The sequence below is a fragment of the Amycolatopsis sp. NPDC114504 genome (assembly GCF_055633595.1).
Window position 1 is genome coordinate 612859 of record NZ_JBVKDU010000007.1, and the last position, 22488, is coordinate 635346.

Annotated in this window: 24 protein-coding genes and 1 pseudogene; 17 read left to right on the plus strand and 8 right to left on the minus strand. The window is 71.7% G+C overall.

The genetic code is table 11. The annotated features are described in order from the left end of the window. The first annotated feature begins 1 nt into the window (after position 1). Entirely contained in the window at positions 2-826 is an 825-nt protein-coding gene (locus ACZ7PG_RS49330; protein WP_470246164.1) for an alpha/beta hydrolase, read from the plus strand. Here ACZ7PG_RS49330 and ACZ7PG_RS49335 read toward each other — a convergent pair. Next, entirely contained in the window at positions 818-1441 is a 624-nt protein-coding gene (locus ACZ7PG_RS49335; protein ID WP_470246165.1) for a class I SAM-dependent DNA methyltransferase, read from the minus strand. The genes ACZ7PG_RS49330 and ACZ7PG_RS49335 overlap by 9 nt on opposite strands. Further along, positions 1438-1980, minus strand: a complete 543-nt coding sequence (locus ACZ7PG_RS49340; RefSeq protein ID WP_470246166.1) for a TetR/AcrR family transcriptional regulator — start codon at positions 1978-1980, stop codon at positions 1438-1440. Before ACZ7PG_RS49340 ends, ACZ7PG_RS49335 begins: the two co-directional genes overlap by 4 nt. 171 nt (positions 1981-2151) lie before the next feature. On the opposite strand from ACZ7PG_RS49340, the gene ACZ7PG_RS49345 reads away from it, so the two are divergent. Both ACZ7PG_RS49345 and ACZ7PG_RS49350 read left to right on the plus strand, forming a co-directional pair. Then, positions 2152-2379, plus strand: coding sequence for a hypothetical protein (locus ACZ7PG_RS49345; RefSeq protein WP_470246167.1), 228 nt, complete (start codon positions 2152-2154; stop codon positions 2377-2379). 20 nt (positions 2380-2399) lie between these two features. After that, the gene (locus ACZ7PG_RS49350; RefSeq protein WP_470246168.1) at positions 2400-3554 is read left to right on the plus strand and encodes an SPFH domain-containing protein; all 1155 of its coding nucleotides are present in this window, start codon (positions 2400-2402) and stop codon (positions 3552-3554) included. 12 nt (positions 3555-3566) lie between these two features. Here ACZ7PG_RS49350 and ACZ7PG_RS49355 read toward each other — a convergent pair whose 3' ends face one another. Further along, positions 3567-4598 carry a TRM11 family SAM-dependent methyltransferase gene (locus ACZ7PG_RS49355; RefSeq protein WP_470246169.1) on the minus strand — a complete coding sequence of 344 codons (1032 nt, stop codon included), beginning with the start codon at positions 4596-4598 and terminating at the stop codon, positions 3567-3569. A gap of 25 nt (positions 4599-4623) precedes the next feature. Here ACZ7PG_RS49355 and ACZ7PG_RS49360 point away from each other — a divergent pair, with 25 nt between their 5' ends. Both ACZ7PG_RS49360 and ACZ7PG_RS49365 read left to right on the plus strand, forming a co-directional pair. Continuing rightward, positions 4624-5613, plus strand: a complete 990-nt coding sequence (locus tag ACZ7PG_RS49360; RefSeq protein ID WP_470246170.1) for a DHH family phosphoesterase — start codon at positions 4624-4626, stop codon at positions 5611-5613. A 51-nt stretch (positions 5614-5664) separates the two neighbouring features. Then, positions 5665-6984: an MATE family efflux transporter gene (locus ACZ7PG_RS49365; protein ID WP_470246493.1), complete on the plus strand. Its 1320-nt coding sequence runs from the start codon at positions 5665-5667 to the stop codon at positions 6982-6984. 158 nt (positions 6985-7142) lie between these two features. Here ACZ7PG_RS49365 and ACZ7PG_RS49370 read toward each other — a convergent pair whose 3' ends face one another. Further along, positions 7143-7955, minus strand: a complete 813-nt coding sequence (locus tag ACZ7PG_RS49370; RefSeq protein ID WP_470246171.1) for an SDR family oxidoreductase — start codon at positions 7953-7955, stop codon at positions 7143-7145. Between the two features lie 157 nt (positions 7956-8112). On the opposite strand from ACZ7PG_RS49370, the gene ACZ7PG_RS49375 reads away from it, so the two are divergent. After that, positions 8113-9438 carry an MFS transporter gene (locus ACZ7PG_RS49375; RefSeq protein WP_470246172.1) on the plus strand — a complete coding sequence of 442 codons (1326 nt, stop codon included), beginning with the start codon at positions 8113-8115 and terminating at the stop codon, positions 9436-9438. Here the strand turns inward: ACZ7PG_RS49375 and ACZ7PG_RS49380 are convergent. Further along, complete coding sequence (locus tag ACZ7PG_RS49380) at positions 9383-9892, minus strand: GNAT family N-acetyltransferase (protein WP_470246173.1); 510 nt, start codon at positions 9890-9892, stop codon at positions 9383-9385. The genes ACZ7PG_RS49375 and ACZ7PG_RS49380 overlap by 56 nt on opposite strands. 66 nt (positions 9893-9958) lie before the next feature. On the opposite strand from ACZ7PG_RS49380, the gene truB reads away from it, so the two are divergent. The 9 genes from truB (at position 9959) to ACZ7PG_RS49425 (ending at position 18459) form a co-directional block, all read left to right on the plus strand. Further along, positions 9959-10864 carry a tRNA pseudouridine(55) synthase TruB gene (truB, locus tag ACZ7PG_RS49385; RefSeq protein ID WP_470246174.1) on the plus strand — a complete coding sequence of 302 codons (906 nt, stop codon included), beginning with the start codon at positions 9959-9961 and terminating at the stop codon, positions 10862-10864. A 28-nt stretch (positions 10865-10892) separates the two neighbouring features. Then, positions 10893-11876: a bifunctional riboflavin kinase/FAD synthetase gene (locus tag ACZ7PG_RS49390; RefSeq protein ID WP_470246175.1), complete on the plus strand. Its 984-nt coding sequence runs from the start codon at positions 10893-10895 to the stop codon at positions 11874-11876. Positions 11877-11973: 97 nt separating this feature from the next. Continuing rightward, entirely contained in the window at positions 11974-12447 is a 474-nt protein-coding gene (locus tag ACZ7PG_RS49395; RefSeq protein ID WP_470246176.1) for an XRE family transcriptional regulator, read from the plus strand. Continuing rightward, positions 12447-12950, plus strand: coding sequence for a 2'-5' RNA ligase family protein (locus ACZ7PG_RS49400; protein ID WP_470246177.1), 504 nt, complete (start codon positions 12447-12449; stop codon positions 12948-12950). The genes ACZ7PG_RS49395 and ACZ7PG_RS49400 overlap by 1 nt, the downstream gene beginning before the upstream one ends. 130 nt (positions 12951-13080) lie before the next feature. Continuing rightward, entirely contained in the window at positions 13081-13350 is a 270-nt protein-coding gene (rpsO, locus tag ACZ7PG_RS49405) for a 30S ribosomal protein S15 (RefSeq protein WP_003084034.1), read from the plus strand. 229 nt (positions 13351-13579) lie between these two features. Then, the gene (locus ACZ7PG_RS49410; protein ID WP_470246178.1) at positions 13580-15826 is read left to right on the plus strand and encodes a polyribonucleotide nucleotidyltransferase; all 2247 of its coding nucleotides are present in this window, start codon (positions 13580-13582) and stop codon (positions 15824-15826) included. A gap of 88 nt (positions 15827-15914) precedes the next feature. Further along, positions 15915-17279 carry a M16 family metallopeptidase gene (locus tag ACZ7PG_RS49415; protein ID WP_470246179.1) on the plus strand — a complete coding sequence of 455 codons (1365 nt, stop codon included), beginning with the start codon at positions 15915-15917 and terminating at the stop codon, positions 17277-17279. Further along, positions 17276-18016, plus strand: coding sequence for a 4-hydroxy-tetrahydrodipicolinate reductase (gene dapB / locus ACZ7PG_RS49420; protein ID WP_470246180.1), 741 nt, complete (start codon positions 17276-17278; stop codon positions 18014-18016). The genes ACZ7PG_RS49415 and dapB overlap by 4 nt, the downstream gene beginning before the upstream one ends. Continuing rightward, positions 18013-18459 (plus strand): tetratricopeptide repeat protein, encoded by a 447-nt coding sequence (locus ACZ7PG_RS49425; protein WP_470246181.1) that lies wholly within the window; start codon positions 18013-18015, stop codon positions 18457-18459. Before dapB ends, ACZ7PG_RS49425 begins: the two co-directional genes overlap by 4 nt. Here the strand turns inward: ACZ7PG_RS49425 and ACZ7PG_RS49430 are convergent. Continuing rightward, on the minus strand, positions 18456-18974 hold the full coding sequence (locus ACZ7PG_RS49430) for a hypothetical protein (RefSeq protein ID WP_470246182.1): 519 nt from the start codon (positions 18972-18974) through the stop codon (positions 18456-18458). The genes ACZ7PG_RS49425 and ACZ7PG_RS49430 overlap by 4 nt on opposite strands. Positions 18975-19219: 245 nt before the next feature. Here ACZ7PG_RS49430 and ACZ7PG_RS49435 point away from each other — a divergent pair. After that, a pseudogene (locus ACZ7PG_RS49435) lies at positions 19220-19570 on the plus strand (GtrA family protein); the annotation flags it as partial. A 24-nt stretch (positions 19571-19594) separates the two neighbouring features. Here the strand turns inward: ACZ7PG_RS49435 and ACZ7PG_RS49440 are convergent. Beyond that, positions 19595-20152, minus strand: a complete 558-nt coding sequence (locus tag ACZ7PG_RS49440) for a GNAT family N-acetyltransferase (protein ID WP_470246183.1) — start codon at positions 20150-20152, stop codon at positions 19595-19597. A 59-nt stretch (positions 20153-20211) separates the two neighbouring features. On the opposite strand from ACZ7PG_RS49440, the gene ACZ7PG_RS49445 reads away from it, so the two are divergent. Further along, entirely contained in the window at positions 20212-21426 is a 1215-nt protein-coding gene (locus ACZ7PG_RS49445) for a winged helix-turn-helix domain-containing protein (protein WP_470246184.1), read from the plus strand. A gap of 85 nt (positions 21427-21511) precedes the next feature. Here ACZ7PG_RS49445 and ACZ7PG_RS49450 read toward each other — a convergent pair whose 3' ends face one another. Further along, positions 21512-22477, minus strand: coding sequence for a DUF4097 family beta strand repeat-containing protein (locus tag ACZ7PG_RS49450; RefSeq protein ID WP_470246185.1), 966 nt, complete (start codon positions 22475-22477; stop codon positions 21512-21514). Between the last annotated feature and the right edge of the window lie 11 nt (positions 22478-22488).

Genomic DNA, 22488 nt, shown 5'->3' on the forward strand with positions numbered 1-22488 from the left:
CGTGCTCTCCCGCCGCGGCTTGCTCGCCGGCAGCGCACTGGCGCTGCTGGCGGGCTGCTCGGCTTCCCCGTCCGGGCCGCCGCCGGGCCCGCCCGCGGTGCCGGCGCCGACCGGTCCGTCCCCGGTGCGTGAGCCGGTGACGGTCCAGCGCATGCCGTCGGCCGCCCGCGGCACGGACGTCGACCTGGTCCTGATCACCCCCGAAGGCGTTCCGTCGTCGGGTTTGCCGGTGTGCTTGGCCCTGCACGGTCGCGGCGCTCGCGCGCGGACGTTCCTCGAACTGGGCGTCCCCGCCGCGCTGACGGCGGCCGTGCGCGCCGGCACCCCGCCGTTCGCGGTGGCCGCGGTCGACGGCGACCACTACTGGGCCGACGTCGGGTCCGGCGACGACCCGCAGCGGATGCTCACCGACGAAGTCCCGGGTTGGCTGGCGGGCCGCGACCTGCGTCCGGCGTCGGCGGTGTTCGGCATTTCCATGGGCGGCTTCGGCGCGTTGCGCTTCGCCCGCGCCCACCCGGACCTGAAGGCGGTCGCCACGGCGAGCGCGGCGCTGTTCGTCAGCTGGCCGGATGCCCGCAGCCGCAAGGTGTTCTCCGGCGAGGACAACTGGCGCGCGGAGGAACCGTTGCTGCACACGGAAGAGCTGCGCGCGGAGCAGCTGGGCATCTGGTGCGGCGACGCGGATCCGTTCCTGGGCGCGAACCGCAAGCTGGTGAAGGCCGCGAACCCGGCGGTGTCGAAGTTTTCGCCGGGCGGTCACAAGGACGAGTACTGGCGCGGGATCCTGCCGGACGTCCTGAAGTTCGTGGGACAGCGCCTAAGCTGACGCGCGCGCGAACAGGATCGCTTGCGACACCTTGTTTTCCGGGTTCAGCGACCACTCCGCCTCGACCGTGAACCCCGCCGCGCGCACCCGCTTCGCCAGCCACCACGGCTGCCGGAGGTGGACGTTCACCCGCATCGGGTGGCCGCCGTAGCCCTCGGTCTTCAGCCGGGTTCCCGCGCCGACGTGGTAGCCGATCATCAGCAGGCCGCCCGGCCGCAGGACGCGCCGGAAGTGCCCGAGGGTCACCGGGACGTCGTCGTCCGGGACGTGGATCAGGGACCAGAACGCCAGCACGCCCGCCACCGACGCGTCCGGCAGGGCCAGGTCCGTCATCGAACCGACCTCGAACCGCGGGCCGGGGTGCGTCCGGCGAGCGATGTCGATCATCGCCGGTGAAAGGTCGATGCCGGACGCGTCGACGCCCAGCGAGTGCAGGAACGCCGTGAACTGACCCGGGCCGCAGCCGACGTCCACCGCGGGGCCGTCGACCTCGGCGGCGAACAGGGTCAGCGCCGCCCGCATGTAGGGCTGGGAAGACAAGGCGTCCGAGGCGAATTCCGCGTAGCTCGAAGCGACCGTGTCGTACGACGTGCGGGTGTCCGCGAGCCAGCTCATCGCGCGCGCAGCCCGTCGAGGACCATGCCGAGCGCGCGCCGCCAGTCGGGGGTCGCCGTCGCCGCGGCGAACACGATCGCCAGGTCTTCGCCGCGGAAGTCCCGTCGCAACGCCCCGGCCTCCTGGGCCCGGGTGATGATCCGGTTCATCCGGGAAGCGTTGGCGTGCTTGGCTTTCTCCAGTCCGGACGCCGGATCGAAGACCCGTGAGCAGACTTCGGTGAAGCCCCGGTCGCTGACCTGCATCAGGACCGACCGTTCGAGGAAGAGCACGAAACCGTCCCAGGGGTCGTCGAGGGCGAGGGCTTCTTCGGTCACGGCTCGAGCTTCTTCGAGCGTCGGCAGGAACGCCGCCTCGACGAGGTCCGCCCGCGTCGGGAACCGGTTGTAGAGGGTGCCGATCGCGACCTCGGCGCGGCGGGCGATCTCGTCGAGCGGGGCGTCGACGCCCTTGGCGCCGAACACCTCCCGCGCGGCCGCGACCAGCGCCTCCCGGTTGCGCCGGGCGTCCGCGCGCAGGGGGCGTTGCTCGACCGTCACGCTCCGGAGTATAGCCAAGCCGGACATCCGTCCCCACGCGCGAGAGACCCGCGTGGTTGCCTCCTGATCGGAACCTCACAGTGCCCGCCGCCCGCGTCCGCCGGGAGCACAATGGGAACCAGCGGGGGCTCACCCGCACCGAGGCGGCCACCGAGGGGAGGTCGGGCACCCGTGCACTCCGACCTTTCGCCGGCCGGCCGGACCGGAGTCCTCCTCGTCGGCACCCGCGGGCAGCGGGGCCCGGGGGAGGTGCTGATCAGGATCCGGGGTGGGCTGGAAACCTTCCTGGCCTGGTCCGACACGGAGCTGCCGAAGGGCACGACCGTCCTGGTCGTGGAAGCCCGGGGCCGGCGCACGGTCGACGTCGTGGCGTGGGACGCCTCGGATCCTGCTTCCTAAGTGTTCGCGGAAGGACAGCGATGTTCGGTTATCGCGTTCCCGCCCCCAACGAGGCGATGCTCATCTCCGGGGGCAAGCACAGCAGCGGGTCGTCGCCGTTCCGGGTCGTCACCGGCCACGGCGCGTTCGTCATGCCGGTCTTCCGGAAAGTCCGGTTCCTGACGCTTTCCATGTGCGAGGCCGAAGTGACCGAAGTGTGCGTCACGAAACAGGCCATCGCGCTGACGGTCCGGGCGGTGATCGCGTTCAAGGTCGGCAACGACACCGAGAGCATCGTGAACGCCGGCCAGCGCTTCCTGTCCGACCAGGACCAGATGTCCGTGCTGACCGGCCGGATCTTCGCCGGGCACCTGCGCTCGATCATCGGGTCGATGACCGTCGAGGAGATCATCACCGAGCGGCAGAAGCTCGCGACCGAGGTGCTGGACGGCTCCGCGGTCGAGATGGCCAAGATCGGGCTGACCGTCGACGCGCTGCAGATCCAGTCGATCGACGACATGAAGCTCGGCTACATCGCCGCGATGGCCGCGCCGCACAACGCCGCGATCCAGCGGGACGCCCAGATCGCCCAGGCGGTGGCGAACCAGACGGCGGCCGAGGCCGAGCAGAAGTCGCAGCGGACGCAGGCGGAGTACGCCCGGCAGACGTCGATCGTGCAGGCGCAGTACCGCGCCGAGGTCGAGGCGGCGCAGGCCGAGGCCGCCCAGGCCGGGCCGCTCGCGCAGGCGAAGGCGCAGCAGGAGGTCATCGACGCGCGCACCGAGCTGGCCCAGCGCGAGGCCGAGCTGCGGCAGCAGCAGCTGGTCGCCGAGGTGATCAAGCCCGCCGACGCCGAGGCCGAGCGGATCCGCATCCTGGCGCTGGCCGAGGCGGAGAAGATGCGCGTGCAGGCCGAGGCGGCCGCGTCGAACAACCGCGTCGCGCTCGACCGGATGCTCATCGACCAGCTGCCGCAGATCGTCAAGGAGGCGGGACGCGGGCTGTCCGGCGCGAACGTCAACATCCTCAACGGCGCCGACGGTCTCGGCGAGATGGCCGCGGGGCTCGTCGGCCAGGGTCTGTCCATCTTGGACTCGGTGAAGCGCGGGCTGGGCACGCCGCCCGCGCCGGCCCCGGTGGCTCCGGAGGAGAACGGGCAGGCGCCGGCACCGGCGCGGGGTGAGCTCACCCAGTAGCGCTTTGTCGACTCAGGAGGCGGGCTTCACCGCGACGACCAGGTCACGCAGGATGGCCTGGTCGACCCGGTGGGTGAACTCTTCCCACGGCCCGCCTTCGCGGACGTCGAGCCCGGACTTCCGCAGCACCTCGACGAGCTCTTCGCGCGGCAGCACGGTCGTGTTCCACGAGATGCCGAGCGCCCCGCCGGGACGCAGGACGCGCGTCCACACCGGGACGGCCGCCGCGAGCAGGTCGCGCGGGCTGCGCTGCAGACCGGCTTCGCGGTGGCTGCCGTGCTGCACGCCGTACGGCGCGTCGGTGACGATCACGTCGCACGAGTTCGCGCGCAGCACCTCGTCGGTCGTCAGCGTGTCGGCCTGGAAGTACGTGAGCTTGCGGGTGTCGCCCGTTTTGTAGTCTTCCTTGTCCAGCGCGTACTCGATGTCGAGCCGGCGCCCGAGGCGGACCTTGTTGCGCCGCAGCTGTCCCGAGTCGGCGGTGTGCTTGACGCGCTTGGCCCGCAGCCACGTCTTGATGAACGCCTCGTAGGCCTCGAAGTCCTTGGCGTCGACGTCCAGCCCGGTCGCGTGCAGGCCATACATGATCGCCTGGTTGAGCGTCGTGCCGCGGCCGCACAGCGGGTCCAGCAGGTACTTGGCCTTGCCGGAGAACGGGTCCGCGGTCGCCAGCAGCGTCACGTTCAGTAGGAGCTTCGTGAACGTCTCGTTGGTCTTGCCCGCGTACTTCAGGATGGTCAGCAGGTCCGAGTCGGCCTTCGCCAGCGGCGTCACGGTGACCGGGCGCAGGACGCCGTCACCGAGCTCGAACAGCGCGTACAGCGACGACAGGTTCGACAGCAGCGCGAGGTCGGGCTCGCCCAGGGGCGCCGAACTGGTGAAGCGCACGTAGCCGACGCCGCCGAGCTCGACCTCCTCGATCCCGGACAGCTCGGCCGACAGCGCCGCGCCGAACACCGCCAGCTCGGCGCGCAGCAGCGCGGGGGAGGAGGCGGCGTAGACCCGATTGGCGGACGGGTGGACCAGGATCACGTACTCAGGCATCCCGCAGAGCGTAGCGTGACGCACCGTGACCCCTACTTTGGCGCAGGACATCCGGGACGCGGCCGCCCTGCTCGCGTCGGCCACCGACGTGACGGTGCTCGGCCACGTCCGCCCGGACGCGGACGCCCTCGGCAGCGCGCTCGCCCTCGGCCGGGCGCTGCTCCAGCGTGGCGCTCGCGTCCGAGTGTCCTTTGGCGAGCCCGACGAGGCCCCGGAGACGCTGAGGTGGCTGGATGAGGACGGCCTGCTGACCCACCCGGACGACCTGCCCGACAGCGAGGCGCTGCTGGTCTGCGTCGACACGCCGGTGCCGAAGCGGCTGGGCCGGCTCGCCGGGCGCGTCGAGCTGGCCGGCGCGGTGCTGGTGGTCGACCACCACGCGACCAACACGTTCTACGGCACCTGCAACGTCGTCGACGAGTCCGCCGAGGCCAGCGCGATCCTCGTGTTCCGGATCCTGGACGCGCTGGGCGTGGAGCTCGACGAGCCGATCGCGCGCGGGATCTACGCGGGGATCGTCACCGACACGAGCGGGTTCCGCCGCGCGAGCCCGGAGACGCACCGGATGGCGGCGCGGCTGCTGGAGGCGGGCGTCGACGCCGAAGCGGTGGTGCGGAAGATCGTCGACGAGCGGCCGTTCGCGTGGCTGCCGATGCTCTCGTCCGTGCTGCGGGAGGCTTCTCTGGAACCGGATGCCGCGCAGGGTAAGGGTTTCGTGCACGCCGTGGTCCGCGTCGACGCGGCGCGGACGGTGCGCGCCGAAGAGGTCGAGTCGGTGATCGACGTCGTCCGCTCGGTGCGCGAGGCGGCCGTCGCGGCGGTGCTCAAACAGGACTTGACGAACCCTTCGCAGTGGCAGATCTCCTTGCGCTCCATCGGGATCGACGTCTCGGCGGTGGCGGCGGAGTTCGGCGGCGGCGGGCACCGGCAGGCCGCGGGCTGCACGATCGCGGGTACCGCCGAGGAGGTCCTGGCCGGGTTGCGGGAGGCGCTGGAGCGGGCGCCGCTGCTGTGAGCTTCCCGACGGCCGGAACTGTCGGTCCCGGCGGTTAGAGTCCGGATCGTGGTGAACGTGGAGGAAGCGGAGCGGATCCCGGCGAAGCGCGTGCTCGGCCTGGCCGTGCCCGCGCTCGGGGTGCTGGCCGCCGAGCCGTTGTACGTGCTGGTCGACACCGCGGTGGTCGGCCACCTGGGCGCGCTGCCGCTGGCCGGGCTCGCGCTCGGCGGCGTCGTGCTGGCCCAGGTGTCGAGCCAGCTGACGTTCCTGTCGTACGGCACGACGTCGCGCACCGCCCGGCTGCACGGCGCCGGCCGCCGGGCCGACGCCGTCCGCGAGGGCGTGCAGGCGACGTGGCTCGCGGTGTTCGTCGGGCTCTTCGTGCTGGTCGCCGGGCAGCTGCTGGCCTGGCCGATCGCGCGGGTGCTGTCGGGCAGCGACGAGGTCGCGTCGGCGGCGGTGTCGTGGATCCGGATCGCGCTGTTCGGGGCGCCGCTGATCCTGGTCACCATGGCCGGCAACGGCTGGATGCGCGGGGTCCAGGACTCCGCGAAGCCGTTGCGGTACGTCCTGGCGGGCAACGGGATCTCGGCCGTGCTCTGCCCGGTGCTCGTCTACTGGGCCGGGCTGGGGCTCGAGGGTTCGGCGATCGCGAACGTCGTCGCGCAGGTGATCTCGGCGGCGCTGTTCATCGCGGCCCTGGTGCGGGAGAAGGTCGGCCTGCGGCCGGACTTCACGGTGATGCGCGCGCAGCTCGGCCTCGGCCGCGACCTCGTGCTGCGCAGCCTGGCGTTCCAGGCGTGCTTCGTCTCGGCGGCGGCCGTCGCGGCCCGGACGTCGACCGAGGCGGTCGGCGCGCACCAGGTGGTGCTGCAGCTGTGGACGTTCCTGGCGCTGGTGCTGGACTCCGTGGCGATCGCGGCGCAGTCCCTGGTGGGGGCGGCACTGGGGGCGAACGCGGCGCGGCAGGCACGGGGGGTGGCGGCGCAGATCACGGGGTACGGGCTGCTGCTGGGGTGCTTCCTGTGCGTGCTGTTCGCGGCGCTGTCGTGGGTGCTGCCGCACGCGTTCACGTCCGACCCGGGGGTGCTGGCGGAGATCCCGCACGCGTGGTGGTTCTTCGTGGCACTGCAGCCGATCGCGGGGGTGGTCTTCGCCCTCGACGGCGTCCTGCTGGGAGCGGGCGACGCGGCCTTCCTCCGCAACGCGACCCTCGGCAGCGCGGCACTGGGGTTCCTGCCGCTGATCTGGGCGTCCCTGGGCTTCGGCTGGGGCCTGACGGGCATCTGGACCGGACTTTCGCTGTTCATGGTCCTCCGCCTGGCGTTCGTCCTGGTCCGCTGGCGCTCCGGAAACTGGGCGGTAACCGGCGCCATCCGCCCCGCCTGACGTGCTTGAACGGGCCTCACGCGTGACTGAGCGGGCATCACATGTGATTGGCGGGGCATCACGCGTGATTGGGCGGGCATCGCCGTGATGCCCCTCCAATCACGCGTGATGCCTCTCCAGACACGCGTGATGCCTCCCTGATCACGCGTGATGCCCCTTCAGGCTCGGGCTCGGCGGGCGTGACGGACCCGGCGGTCCACCATCCGGCGCAGGAACGGCGCGGCCAGCGGACCCAACGCCGCGAGCAGGGCCACCGACCGGTCCGGGTAGACCGCGTACCGCTCCCGCTCCACCGCCCGGACGATCGACGACGCGACGGCCTCGGCCGCCATCGGGCGGATCGTCCCGCTGATCGCCGCCGTCTCCGCCGGCTTCCAGCGGTTCTCTTCCACCAGCTGCGGCGTGTCGACGTCCGGTGGGTACACGCAGGCGACGTGCACCCCGGCCGGGTTCAGCTCGTCCCGCAACGCCTCCATCAGCCCGCGCACCGCGAACTTCGCCGGCGCGTAGGCCGTGTACCCGTAGATCCCCAGCACCGCGGCCGCCGACGAGATCGCCACGATCGACCCCGACCGCCGCCGGACCATCGACGGCGCCACCGCCCGGACCGCGTGCAGCGTCCCGAAGTAGTCGACCTCGACCATCCGCCGGAAGACCTCGTCGTCCAGCTCCAGGAACTCGCCCGGACGCGCCTGGCCCGCACACGTCACCAGCACGTCGCACGGTCCCGCCGCGGCCACCAGCTCCGCGAACGCCTGCTCCACTTCGGCCTGCGACGAGACGTCGGCGACGGCGGTCCGGACCGAGGCACCGCGTGACTTCAGCGACACCGAAGCCTTCCGCAGCCGCGATTCGTCCCGCGCCACCAGCGACACCGACGCGCCGCGCGCGGCCAGCGCCGCCGCCGTCGCCAGGCCGATCCCGCTGGACCCGCCCGTGATCACCGCGTGCGCCCCGTGCAGCCCGGTCACGAAACCACCCCCGAATGTGAAGAACATTCAGATACAACCATGTGGCGAACGCCACCGGGATAACAGCTATGTTTCGTCGTTGCTTAGGCGCTACAAGTAGTAGGGACGGCACTGCAGGCGTCCGTATGATCGGAACGCCGAAACCCTGGAGGAACTTGTGCCGCCCGCCACCGGCCGCGCCACCGCCCGGTCCTGGCTCATCTGGCTCGCCGCCGTCACCGTCTACCTCCTCGCGGTCTTCCACCGCACCTCCTTCGGCGTCGCCGGGCTGCAGGCGGCCGAGCGCTTCGGCGTCGGCTCGGCCGCGCTCGGGACGTTCACCGTGCTGCAGGTCGGTGTCTACGCCGCGATGCAGATCCCGACCGGCGTCCTGGTCGACCGCTACGGCCCCCGCCGCGTCCTCACCGTCGCGGTGCTGGTGCTCGGCGCCGGCCAGCTTCTGCTCGGCGTCGCCCACTCCTACGGCCTCGGCCTGGTCGCCCGCGGCGTCCTCGGCCTCGGCGACGCGCTCACGTTCGTCAGCGTGCTGCGCCTGGTCGCCGCCCACTTCCCGGGCCGCCAGTACGCGCTGCTGACTTCGTTCACCGCGGCCGTCGGCTACATCGGCAACCTCGCCGCCACCGTCCCGCTCTCGCTGGTGCTCGACAGCGCCGGCTGGACCCCGACCTTCCTCGCGGCCGGCGCCGTCACCGTCCTGTACACCGTGGTCGTGACGCTCCGGGTCCGCGACGTCCCGGCCGGGGAGAAACCGCCGGTCCGCGAAGCCGTCCGCGCGCGCCAGCTCGCCCACCAGGTCGCCGAGGCGTGGCGGACGCCCGGGACGCGCCTGGGTTTCTGGGTCCACTTCAGCACGATGTTCGCCCCCAACGCCCTGACGCTGCTGTGGGGCGTGCCCTGGCTGGTGCAGGGCCAGGGGCAGTCGATGGCCACCGCGAGCGCGCTGCTGACCGTCTTCGTCTTCGGCTCGATGGCCGGCGGCCCGCTGCTCGGCGGCGTGATCGGCCGGTACCCGTCGCTGCGGATGCCGCTGGTCGGCGGGTACATCGGCGGGGCCGCGCTGATCTGGGCGGTGCTGCTGAGCTGGCCCGGGCAGGTGCCGGTGGCGGTGCTGGTGCCCGCGTTCGCCTTCCTCGCCCTCGGCGGGCCGGCGTCGATGATCGGCTTCGCCCTCGCCCGCGACTACAACCCGCTGTCCCGCGTCGGGACGGCGACCGGCGTGGTCAACGTCGGCGGCTTCGTGGCGACGACCATCGCGGCCCTGCTCGTCGGCGTCCTGCTGCAGTGGACCGGCGGGAGCTTCCGGCTCTCGCTGCTGGCGATCGTCGCGATCCTGGCGCTGGGCACGTCCCGGCTGCTCGTGTGGTGGCGCCGGACGCGCGCCCAGCTGTTCCTCGCCGAAGCCCGTGGCGAGGAGCTGCCGGTGCGCATCACCCGCCGTCGCTGGGACGCCGCTCTGCCCGAGACGCCGATCGTGGCCGCCTGACCAGCGCCTGCATGAGCTGCGGCGCCACCGAGAACCCGCGTCGCTCGTAAGCCGGCACGGCCCGCGCCGACGAGTGCACGGTGACCCGCTCCAGCCCGAGCTCCCCGGCCAGCCGCAGGACGCCTTCGATCAGCAGCCCGCCGAGGCCGCCGTCGCGGGCCTCCGGGACGACGTACACGCTCTGCACGTCCCCGGCGGCCCGCGACGGCGCCGACGGCGTCGGCACGCGTGCGGTGATGGCCAGGAACGCCATCCCGAGCACCTGGCGGCCGCGCACCAGCACGAGGCAGCGGTGGGTGGCCGCGTTCTCCCGCGCCCACGCGGCGAACTCCCGCACGAACGCCTCGCGACCGTCGCCGGGCAGGCCGTCCCGCTCGGCCACCCAGCGCCACCGGAGCGCGGCGACCGCTTCGAACTCGGCGGGCCGGGCGGCCCGGACTTCGATCTCCGTCACGCCTCCATCGTGGCCCGGCCGAGCGGCCTGATCGAACCACGACAAGCGGCCGCTAGGGTTTGCCGCGTGTCGAGCCCCAAACCGCCCCGCCGTCCCGCCCCGCCGCCCGGTCTCGTGATCGTCGACAAGCCCGCCGGCATGACGTCGCACGACGTCGTCGCCCGTGCCCGCCGGATCATGGGCACCCGCAAGGTCGGGCACGCCGGCACGCTCGACCCGATGGCGACCGGCGTGCTGGTGCTCGGCATCGAGCGCGCCACCAAGCTGCTCGGCCACCTGGCGCTGGACCGCAAGACCTACCTGGCCACCCTCAGCCTCGGCAGCAGCACGACGACCGACGACGCCGAGGGCGAGGTCCTCACGACGGCGGACACGAAGGACGTCACCGACGACGCCGTCGCGAACGGCGTCGAGAAGCTGACCGGTGCCATCCAGCAGGTGCCCAGCGCGGTGAGCGCCGTCAAGATCGACGGCAAGCGCGCGTACGCCCGCGTCCGCGCCGGCGAGGAGGTCGTCCTCCCGCCGCGCCCGGTCACCGTCTACCGCTTCGACGTCCTCGGCGTCCGCCACGAAGAGGACCACGTCGAGGTCGACGCCGTCGTCGAGTGCTCGTCCGGCACCTACGTCCGCGCGCTGGCCCGTGACCTGGGCGCCGACCTAGGCGTCGGCGGGCACCTCCAAGCCCTCCGCCGGACCACGGTCGGCCCCTTCACCCTGGCCAAGGCGAAGACCCTCGACCGGCTCGAGGAGACGCCCGAGCTGAGCCTCGACCTCGACGCCGCCGTCGCCGCCGCCTTCCCGCGGCGCGACCTGGACGCCGCGTCGGCGAAAGCGGTCCGGCACGGCCAGCGCATCCCGGCGGCCGGGGTCGAGGGCACCTACGGGCTCTTCGGTCCCGACGGCAAGGTGCTCGCCCTGGCCGCCGACGAAGAAGGCGTGTCCCGGGCAGTGGTCGTGTTGCTGCCCGCCTAGGGTGGCGTCTGAGAGACGGGAGTTCGACGTGCTGCGGTGGCGTGGGCTGGGGGACCTCCCCGGCGGCTGGGGCCGGTGCGTGGTCACCATCGGCGTGTTCGACGGTGTCCACCGCGGGCACCAGGAGCTGGTCAGCCGGACCGTGGCCGCGGCGGCCGAACGCGGGCTGCCGAGCGTCATGCTGACGTTCGACCCGCACCCGTCGGAGGTGCTGCGCCCGGGGAGCCACCCGGCGCAGCTGACCACGTTGCGGCGCAAGGCGGAGATCGTCGAAGGCCTCGGCATCGACGTCTTCTGCGTGCTGCCGTTCACCCTGGAGCTGTCCCGGCTGCTGCCGGAGGAGTTCGTGCACGAGGTGCTCGTCGACCGGCTGCACGCGGCCGCGGTGGTCGTCGGCGACAACTTCACCTTCGGGGCCAAGGCCGCGGGCGACGTCGCGATGCTGCGCACCCTCGGCCGCCGGTTCGGCTTCGCCGCGTACGGCGCCGAGCTGCAGGGCAAGGAACTGTCCGAAGAGGACCAGTCGGCGATCACCTTCTCGAGCACGTACGTCCGGTCGTGCATCGACGCCGGGGACGTCGTCGCCGCGGCCGAGGCGCTGGGCCGCCCGCACCGCCTGGAGGGCATCGTCGTCCGCGGGGACGGCCGCGGCCACGAGCTCGGCTACCCGACGGCGAACCTGTCGACGCCGCGCTTCGCCGCCGTCCCGGCCGACGGCGTCTACAGCGCCTGGTTCACCCGCTCGGCGGACCCGTCGCGCCGGCTGCGCGCCGCGGTCTCGGTGGGGACGAACCCGACGTTCTCCGGGCGCGAGCGGACCGTCGAGGCGTTCGTCCTCGACGTCGACGAGGACTTCTACGGCCAGCACGTGGCGATCGACTTCGTGACGCGGCTGCGCGACCAGGTGCGGTTCGCCGACTCGGCCGGGCTGGTCACGCAGATCGACGACGACGTCGTCGAGACGAGAAAGGCACTGCAGGTGCCCCCGGACGCCCCGACCGGGGGCGAATAGGGCGGTTTCGCGTTCACGCACGTGGCAGCGATGGCAAGATGCTCACGGACGGTGCGCGCAGGTAGTCGGGTCGAAGCGGTCTAGGGGAGCGGAACAGGTGGAGGACCACAAGATCGTCCAGCGGAACATCGCGTTGCAGCGCGAGTGGTACGGGGAGCCGCTCGGCGACCGGGTCCGCCGGCTGGTCGTCGCGTTCGACGTTTCGCAGGCGTTCCTGGCCGAGGTCCTCGGGATCAGCGCCCCCATGCTCAGCCAGGTGATGAGCGGGCGGCGGGCGAAGATCGGCAACCCGGTCGTGCTGGCCAGGATGATCATGCTCGAGCGCAAGATCCTGGTGCCCGAGGTCGCCGCCGGCAACCGCGACGCGATGCTGGCCGCGATGGAGGACGTCCGCGACTCGCGGCCCACCGTCGGCCGCGACAACATCCCGGTCGTCAACGAAGACGCGAAGGTCCTCGCCTACCTGCGTGACCTGGCCGAGGACGAGGACCTGGGCGAAGCCGCCAAGCGGCTCGACGACGAGTTCCCGGCCATCGCCGACCTGCTGCGCCGGGCCGACAACGGCGCCTGATGCCGGTCCTGTTCAGCGCGCTGGTTCCGCCCGACGACGTCGTCGAAGCGGTCGCCGAAGCCCTCGGTGACGTAGAGGACGGCCTGCGCTGGGAGCCGCCGGAGCGCTGGCACGTCACCCTCGCCTACTACGGGCAAGACGACGTGGGCACTCGCGCCGCGTGGCTCGCGGACCGGCTGGCCGGGCGGCCCGCCGTCGACGTCCGGCTGGAAAAGGCCGCGACGTTCCCCGGGGTGCTGTGGTTGACTGCGGCCGGAAGCGAACTGACGCCGCTCGCGCTCGCCGCGGGGGCCGGTGCCGAGGCGAGGCCGTACGTGCCCCACCTCACGCTGGCGCGGTTCCCCCGGGAAGAACCGGGGCTCGCCGGGCGTTGGACCGAACGTCTGCTGGGTTTCACCAGCCGCCGCTGGCCTGCCACCGAGGTGGCGCTGATGACCAGCGAACGCGAACGGGGCGCGACCCGCTACCGGGTCGCCCGTGCCTTCGAGCTGGACGGCGCCTGAAGGCCCAGTTCAGCGGGCTGGTAACGTCGTGACCGGGTTCGGCTGCAGTCCGTGGCGGCCGTGACCGACTTCCCGGCGTTCATTCCGCGTCCGGGGCCGCACGGCACTGATCATTCGAGGAGCAACACAAGTGGCGCTGTCCACCGAAGAAAAGAAGTCGATCCTGGCCGAGTACGGCGTGCACGACTCGGACACGGGATCCCCCGAGGCCCAGGTCGCGCTGCTGACCAAGCGGATCGTCGGCCTCACCGAGCACCTCAAGGCTCACAAGCACGACCACCACTCGCGTCGCGGGCTCCTGCTGCTGGTCGGCCGTCGCCGCCGGCTGCTGAACTACGTGATGAAGGTGGACATCGAGCGTTACCGTGCGCTGATCCAGCGTCTCGGCCTGCGCCGATAGCTTGAACCCGAGGGGGAGTGACCGCCGGTCGCTCCCCCTCGCTTTAAGAGAAGAACGGCGCGAGCGCGCCCGGGGAACCCGTCCGCCGGTCCTCGGTAGTGGCTTCCGGGAAGAGTCCCGGGGGCTTCGATCGAAGACCGGCATCACTCCTCGAGCGTCCTCAGGCGAAATGGGTCCCAGGGTGGGAGACTCGCGCCGTATAGAAGGAACTAAAGAGGAGAAACACCCTATGACCGACTCCACCGGAGTCACCGTGCACGAGACCGAAGCCGTGATCGACAACGGCAAGTTCGGTACCCGCACCGTTCGTTTCGAGACGGGCCGCCTGGCCAAGCAGGCCGCCGGCGCCGTCGTCGCGTACCTCGACGAAGAGACGATGCTGCTCTCGGCGACGACCGCGTCGAAGCACCCGAAGGACCACTTCGACTTCTTCCCCCTGACGGTGGACGTCGAGGAGCGCATGTACGCGGCCGGCCGCATCCCCGGCGCGTTCTTCCGTCGCGAGGGCCGTCCCTCGACCGACGCGATCCTGACCTGCCGCCTGATCGACCGGCCGCTGCGCCCGTCGTTCACCGACGGTCTCCGCAACGAGATCCAGGTCGTCATCACCGTCCAGAGCCTCAACCCGGACGACCCGTACGACGTGCTGGCCATCAACGCCGCGTCGGCGTCGACCCAGATCGCCGGCCTGCCGTTCTCGGGCCCGGTCGGCGGCGTCCGCGTCGCCCTGATCGAGGACCAGTGGGTCGCGTTCCCGACCTGGTCGCAGCTGGAGAAGGCCACCTTCAACATGGTGGTCGCCGGCCGCATCGTCGGCGATGACGTCGCGATCATGATGGTCGAGGCCGAAGGCACCGAGAACACGCTCGACCTGATCGCCGCGGGCGGCAAGGCGCCGGACGAGGTCTCGGTCGCCGAGGGCCTCGAGGCCGCCAAGCCGTTCATCAAGGTGCTGTGCGAGGCCCAGCAGAAGCTGGCCGACGTGGCCGCCAAGCCGACCGGCGAGTTCCCGGTCTTCCTGGCCTACCAGCAGGACGCCTTCGACGCCGTCGCCGCGATCGCGACCGACGACCTGGCGAACGCGCTGCAGATCGCCGGCAAGCAGGCCCGTGACGCCGCGACCGACGAGGTCAAGGCCGCCGTCCTGGAGAAGGTCGGCGTCGGCGAGGGCGAAGCCTTCGCGGGCCGCGAGAAGGAGATCGGCGCCGCGTTCAAGGCGCTGTCCAAGAAGGTCATGCGCAAGCGCGTCCTCACGGACAAGATCCGCATGGACGGCCGTGGCCTCACCGACATCCGGTCGCTCGCGGCCGAGGTCGCCGTGATCCCGCGGGCGCACGGTTCGGCGCTGTTCGAGCGCGGCGAAACCCAGATCCTGGGCGTCACCACGCTGAACATGCTTCGCCTGGAGCAGCAGATCGACTCGCTGTCCCCGGAGACGCACAAGCGCTACATGCACCACTACAACTTCCCGCCGTTCTCCACCGGCGAGACCGGCCGCGTCGGTTCGCCGAAGCGGCGCGAGATCGGCCACGGCATGCTCGCCGAGCGCGCCCTGGTGCCGGTGCTGCCGAAGCGCGACGAGTTCCCGTACGCGATCCGCCAGGTCTCCGAGGCGCTGGGCTCCAACGGCTCGACCTCGATGGGCTCGGTCTGCGCGTCCACGATGGGCCTGTACAACGCCGGCGTGCCGCTGAAGGCGCCGGTCGCGGGCATCGCGATGGGCCTCATCTCCGACGAGGTCGACGGCGAGACGCGCTACGTCGCGCTGACCGACATCCTCGGTGCCGAGGACGCCATGGGCGACATGGACTTCAAGGTCGCCGGCACCAAGGACATCATCACCGCCCTGCAGCTGGACACGAAGCTCGACGGCATCCCCTCCGAGGTGCTCGCCGCCGCGCTGAAGCAGGCGAAGGACGCTCGCCTCACCATCCTGGAGGTCATCGCCGAGGCGATCGACGGCCCGGACGAGATGAGCCCGTACTCGCCGCGCGTCACCAGCGTGAAGATCCCGGTGGACAAGATCGGCGAGGTCATCGGCCCGAAGGGCAAGATGATCAACTCGATCACCGAGCAGACCGGTGCCGACATCTCCATCGAGGACGACGGCACGATCTACGTGGGCGCGGCCGACGGCCCGTCGGCGGAGGCGGCGATCGACCTGATCAACGCCATCGCCAACCCGCAGCTGCCCAAGGTCGGCGAGCGCTTCCTCGGCACCGTGGTGAAGACGGCCGCGTTCGGCGCGTTCGTCTCGCTGCTGCCGGGCAAGGACGGCCTGGTGCACATCTCCAAGCTGGGCAACGGCAAGCGGATCGCCAAGGTCGAGGACGTCGTCAACGTGGGCGACAAGCTCCGCGTCGAGATCGCCGACATCGACAACCGCGGCAAGATCAGCCTGATCGTCGTTCAGGAAGACGACGCTGCCGAGGCCCCGGCGCCCGCCGCCGACGCCGAGACGGCCGACGCCAAGTAAGACAGCTCGTTGTAGGTCCGTGAAGGCCCCCTCGCCGGCGTTTGTGGCCGGTGAGGGGGCCTTCACGGCATGCGGAAGTAAGGAACCCATGGCACGGCAGGTTTCCGGGCACGAGCAGCCCGTCGGTACCACCCGCACGCTGGAGTCCACTCCGGACGGTGCGGTCGTCAAGCGCAGCGTCCTGCCCGGCGGCCTGCGCGTGATCACCGAGCACGTCCCGGCGTCCCGCTCGGCCACGGTCGGGCTGTGGGTCGGCATCGGCTCCCGTGACGAGCCGGTCGCCGTCGCCGGTGCCGCGCACTACCTCGAACACCTGCTGTTCAAGGGCACGAAGAACCGTGACGCCACGCAGATCGCCGAGGAGATCGACGCCGTCGGCGGCGAGTTCAACGCCTTCACGGCGAAGGAGCACACCTGCTACTACGCGCAGGTGCTCGACGCCGACCTCCCGCTCGCCGTGGACCTGGTCACCGACGTCGTGTTCGAGGCGCTCTGCACCGACCGTGACATGGACATGGAGCGCAGCGTCGTCCTCGAAGAGATTTCGATGCGCGACGACGACCCCGAGGACCTGCTGCACGAGACGTTCGTGACCGCCATCCTCGGCGAGCACCCGCTGGGCCGCCCGGTGCTGGGCACCGAGAAGTCGATCATCGAAATGTCCCCGGCCGCGCTGCGCGGGTTCTACAAGCGCCGCTACACGCTGCCGCGGATGGTGCTGGCCGTCGCCGGGAACATCGACCACAGCCAGGTGCTCCGGCTGGTGCGCAAGGCGCTTCGCGATCGTCTGACGGGCGACGCGACGCCGGTCGCGCCGCGCGAGGGCCGCGCCCGGATCAAGACCCTCCCGAAGCTGGCCCTGCACACCGACGACACCGAGCAGGCGCACGTCATGCTTGGCCTGCGTTCGCTGTCGCGCCACGACGAGCGCCGCTTCGCGCTGTCGGTGCTCAACGCGGCGCTCGGCGGCGGCATGTCGTCGCGGCTGTTCCAGGAGATCCGCGAGCAGCGCGGGCTGGCCTACCAGGTGTACTCGTCGGTCGCGAGCTACGCCGACACCGGGCACATGGCCGTGTACGCGGGCTGCCAGCCGGAGAAGCTCGGTGACGTCGCCGGCGTCATCCGCGAGGTCCTCGACAAGGTCGGCGTCGACGGCCTGACCGAAGCCGAGGTGGCCCGCGCCAAGGGCCAGCTGCGCGGCGGGATCGTGCTGGGGCTCGAGGACACGTCGTCGCGGATGTCGCGGATCGGCAAGAGCGAGCTCAACTACGGCCACTACCTGGGCGTCGACGAGACGATCGCGCGCATCGACGCCGTCACCACCGAAGAGGTGTGTGCGCTCGCTCGCACTTTGTTCGCGCGGCCGGGCGGGGTCTCGGCGGCGGCGGTCGTCGGGCCGTACGCTCACGCCGACGACCTTCCTGACGACCTGCACGAGGTGATCGCTTCATGACCATCAACGTCGGTGTGCTCGGTGCGCGCGGCCGGATGGGAGCGACGGTGGTGAACGCCGTCGAAAACGCCGCGGACATGAAGGTCGTCGCGGCGCTCGACGCGGGGGACGACTTCGCGGCGCTGGCCGAGGCCCAGGTCGTCGTCGACTTCACCCACCCCGACGCCGTCATGGACAACCTGAAGTACCTGGTGGAGCACGACATCCACGCGGTCGTCGGCACCACGGGCTTCAGCGCCGCGCGGCTGGCCGAGCTGCGTGGCTTGCTGGAGCCGAAGCCCTCGCTGGGCGTGCTGATCGCGCCGAACTTCGCCCTCGGCGCGGTTCTGGCGATGCGGTTCGCGGCCCAGGCGGCGAAGTTCTACGCGTCGGCGGAGATCATCGAGCTGCACCACAACCGCAAGGCGGACGCGCCGTCGGGCACCGCCGCGCACACCGCGCGGATGATCGCCGCGGCCCGCGCGGAGGCCGGCGTGACGCCGGGGCCGGACGCGACGACGTCCGAGCTCGACGGCGCCCGCGGTGCTGAGGTCGAGGCCGTCCGGGTGCACTCGGTCCGGCTGCCGGGTCTGGTGGCGCACGAGGAGATCCTGTTCGGCGGTGAGGGGGAGACCCTGACCATCCGCCACGACTCGCTCGACCGGACGTCGTTCATGCCCGGCGTGCTGCTCGGCGTGCGCACGGTGGTGGCGCGGCCCGGCCTGACGGTCGGGCTGGAAAACGTCCTCGACCTGTGAAGGCTCGCAACATCGCGCTGCTGATGACGGCGGCGCTGGTGGTCTACCTGGTCCTGCTCGCCGACCGGGCGTTCGCCCTGTTCGCGTCGGGAACGGGCGCGGGCATCGCACTGGGTGTCGGGGTCCTGCTGCTGCCGATCCTGGGTATCTGGATCGTCGTCGTGACCTGGCGCAACGGCGTCCAGATCCAGCGGCTCTCCCGCCGGCTCGACGCGGAGGGCGAGCTCCCGGACGTCTCCGACCTGCCGCGCCGTCCTTCGGGCCGCGTGGATCGCGACGCGGCCGACGCGTGGTTCCAGGACCGCCGCGCGGAGGTCGAAGCGGACCAGGAGAACTGGCGCGTCTGGTACAGGCTGGCGTACGCGTACGACATCGCGGGCGACCGGCGCCGGGCTCGCGAGACGATGAAGAAGGCCGTGGAGCTGGAAGCGGCCGACCGCTAGTGGTGCAGCCAGCCCGCGAACACCGCGGGTGAAGCGGCGATCAGGCTGAAGCGGATCCACCTGCCGGCGAAGCCCGTGGTCAAGAACGTCACGAGCCGCATCCGGACCATGCCGGCCAGCACGCTCGTCGCCATGAACGGGGGCAGGCCCACCAGGGAGCTCACTCCGTACGTCCCCGCCATCCAGTGCGGGTGGCGGTGGCAGCGGTCGCGCAGGCGGTCGATCCAGGCGCGGATCCGCTTGGTCCGCAGTTCCCAGCGCACCCGCCGGGCCGTCATCGGCCGCTCGCGGTGGAGGCGGTCGTGCAGCGGCTTCGGCAGCTTGATCGTGCCGCGCGCGGCGAGGAAGTAGAGCGTCTTGCCGGCGATCTGCCCGACCGCCACGGCCGCGCCGAGCCACAGCCAGTGCAGCCCGGGCTGGCTCGCGCACAGCCCGAGCAGGAAGACTTCGGCGTTGATCAGCGGCACGATGGCCGAACCGAAAGCGACCCCTAGTGTCAACAGGATCCAGCTCATCGTGTCACCTCCCGCGCTCGATCGTGTTCCTCCAAGTTATCAGCGCGAAACCTGGAGTCACGGGGGATAACCCCCCTATGCGGTAGGGGGGTCGCACCAGAAGATCACCTGCAAGACGGTTTCCGGTCACCTCCCGCTGGAACGCTGACGGGGTGGCCGCCGAGCAATCCCGTACGCCCGCTGACCGATTCGGTGCCCTCTGCCGGGCGATCGTGCGGGTACTGCCACTGGGGTTGTCGCGGGTCGTGGCCCCGACCTTTCTCGGCTTCTGCCTCATCAACGGGTTCACGTTCGGCGTCGACCTGGGGCTGCTGACCGTTTTCCACGGCCTCGCCGGCTGGCCGCTCTGGCTTTCCATAACGCTGTCTTACGGGTGCGCGTTCGGGCTGAGCTTCGTTCTGAACCGGACGTTCAACTTCCATTCCCACGCCGCGGTCGGAATCCAGCTGGCGCTTTACATCGGTGCGATTGCTGTCAATTACGCGGCGTTTTTGCTGGGTGTGGGCGCGGGCCTGACGGCGCTGGGCGTCGAATACCACCTCGCGCGGGTGCTCGCGGGCGCCTGCGAGGGCGTGTTCATGTACACCGTGATGCGGTGGGTGATCTTCCGGGACGCCGGCTCAGGCCAGCTCGAGGTCGAGGGTGCCGGTGAGGCGGACCTCGCGGACCATGCGGTCGCCGGTGTCGAGGGTGCGGACCGTGCCGTCGGGGTTCCAGCCGGCCCGGCGGTAGAAGCCGAGGGAGGCGTGGTCGCCCTGGGCGACCCAGGCGATGCCGCGGCCGGCGCCGTCGGCCCGCAGGCCCGCGGCGGCCGTCGCGAGTAGCCGCCCGGCGTGCCCGCGGCGTCCCCACCGCGGCTCGACGAGCAGGGTGGCGACGAGGCCGGTGCTGCCGGCGTCCTCGGGCAGGCTGCCGTCGGCGGCCGCGACCTCGCCTTCGGGCGCCCGGCCCGCGACGCAGAACCCGACGACGAACTCGCCCTCGGTGGCGACGTAGACCTGGCTGCCGGGGTAGTCGATGGTCTCGGTCCAGGTGCCGGTGAGGTCGGCGGCGTCCAGCTCGGCCAGCGCGCTCTTGCCGAGCAGGTCCTCGTAGGCGGCGTGCCAGGTGTCGCGCTGGATGCGGGCGATCTCCGCGGCGTCGGACAGGTCGGCGGGGCGGACAGCGGCGTCGCTCATGCGCTGAAGATATCCGGGGCCGCGTTTTTGTCGGTGGTGGGTGGCACCATGACGGCACCATGCAGACGATCAGCGTCCCGACGGCCCGGAAGACCTTCCTGGCCGCCCAGGGCTTCAGTGACCCGCGCCCCTCCGGTGAGCCGTCCCGGCGGCACCTGAAACGCGTGCTCTCGCGCGTCCAGCTGCTGCAGCTCGACTCGGTGAACGTCGCGGTCCGGGCGCACTACATGCCGGTGTTCTCGCGGCTGGGCGCGTACGAGCCCGCGCTCCTGGACGGCGCGGCGTGGTCGCACTCGGCCCGCCAGCCCCGGATGCTGGTCGAGACGTGGGCGCACGAGGCGAGCCTGCTCCCGGTCGAGGACTGGCCGCTGATCCGGTCCGGCGCGAAGCGCGACGGCTGGTGGAAGCACTACGGGCCGCTGATCGAGAAGTCACCGGGGCTGGTCGAGGAGATCCTGTCCGTGGTGAAGGAGCTGGGCCCGATCGGCGCCGGCGGCATCGAGCGCGAGGTGGCGGCGGACGCGCAGCGCCGCGGCCCGGGCTCGTGGTGGGAGCGCTCGGAGGTCAAGCGCGTCTGCGAGTACCTGTTCGGCATCGGCCAGCTGACCACGGGCACGCGCCGGTCGTTCGAGCGGCTCTACGACCTCACCGAGCGGGTGGTCCCGCCGGAGGTCCTGTCCCGGTCGGTGTCCGCGGAGGAGGGCGCGCGGGGCCTGATCGAGCGGTCGGCGCGGGCCCTCGGCGTGGCGACGGAGACGGACCTGCGCGACTACTACCGCCTTGGCCCGGCCCCGGCGCGCCAGGCGGTGTCGGAGCTGGTGGAGTCGGGAGTCCTGGAGCCGGTGTCCGTCCACGGCTGGAAGGCGACGGCGTACCGCCACATCGAAGCGCGCACGCCGCGCTCGGTGACGGGAAGGGCACTGCTGTGCCCGTTCGACCCGCTGATCTGGGAGCGCGCCCGCACGGAGCGGCTGTTCGGGTTCCGCTACCGCATCGAGATCTACGTCCCGGAGCCGAAGCGGGTGTACGGGTATTACGTGTTCCCGTTCCTGCTGGACGGCGAGCTGGTGGCGAGGGTGGACCTGAAGTCCGACCGCGCGGCGGGAGTGCTTCGGGTGCAAGGAGCATTCGCGGAGGAGGGCGCGGACGTGGCGCGAGTGCTGCCGGAGCTGGCGGGGGAGCTGCGGCACATGGCGGAGTGGCTCGGCTTGTCCGGCGTGGCAGTGGGTGCCCGCGGCGACTTGGCCCCGGCCCTGAAGAAACTGGTGCACTGAAGCGGGGCGCCGTCCACAGTAGACAAAAAGAAACGGGCCGTTCCCGGTAACCCCCACCGGGAACGGCCCGTCACCCCCCTTTTCATCAGCCGGCCGCGCGCGTCACCACGGCGTTGCCGGAGCCTGTGCGGGCCCGGACCTTCAGCTTCACGCCGCCCTCGGGGGCGCTGTCGGCGACGTCCAGCTCGCTGGACACCTTGCCGCCGCTCGAGGTCAGGTCGACCTCCGCCGCCGTGCCGCCGCGGATACCGATGCGGACCTCGCCCGAGCCGGTGATCAGGTCGAGCGTGCCCGACGCCGCTTCGGCCACCGACAGGTCGCCGCTGCCCGTGCGGGCCATCACCTCGCCCGAGACCGCGCCCAGCCAGACGTCGCCCGTGCCGGTCGCCAGCGTCGCGGAGCCGGCGATCGACGACGCCTCGACGTGGCCGCTGCCGCTGCGCAGCTGCAGCCCGCCCAGCGTCGGGCCGAGCTTGATGCCGCCGCTGCCCGTGCGGATCGTCGCCGAGCCGTCGGCGCGGTCGAGCTTGACCTCGCCGGAGCCGGTCAGCAGGTCGACGCGCCCGGCCGAGCCGGTCACCGTGACGTCCGCCGCGCCGGCCCGGACCTCGACGTGCGAGCCCGCCGGGGCGCGCACGGTCACCGACAGCGCGACGTTGCGCAGCTGCCACGCCTTCGGCGCCTGGACGACCAGGCGGTTGCCGAGCTTCTCGATCCGGCTCTGCCGCACGGCCTCGGCCGGGTCGGCGCCCGACGGGTCGACGCCCAGCTGGTCGCCGAAGCGCTCGCCGACCCAGGAGAGCAGGCTGTTGACCCCCGCGACCCACGGCTGCTGCTCGCCCTGGTCGTGCCGCAGCTCGACGCGGGCGCCGGAGTCGCCTTCCAGGACGACCGCGACGCGGCCGATCGTCACGCCGAGGTCCAGCTCCAGCGGGACGTCGGTCTCGAACTCGTCGATCCGTACCAGCTCGTCGCGGGCAGCGGGCTCCTCGGCCGGCTCTTCGGCGGGCGTGGCCGTCTCTTCGGCCGGTGTCGTGTCTTCGTCACTCATCTTCGATCCCC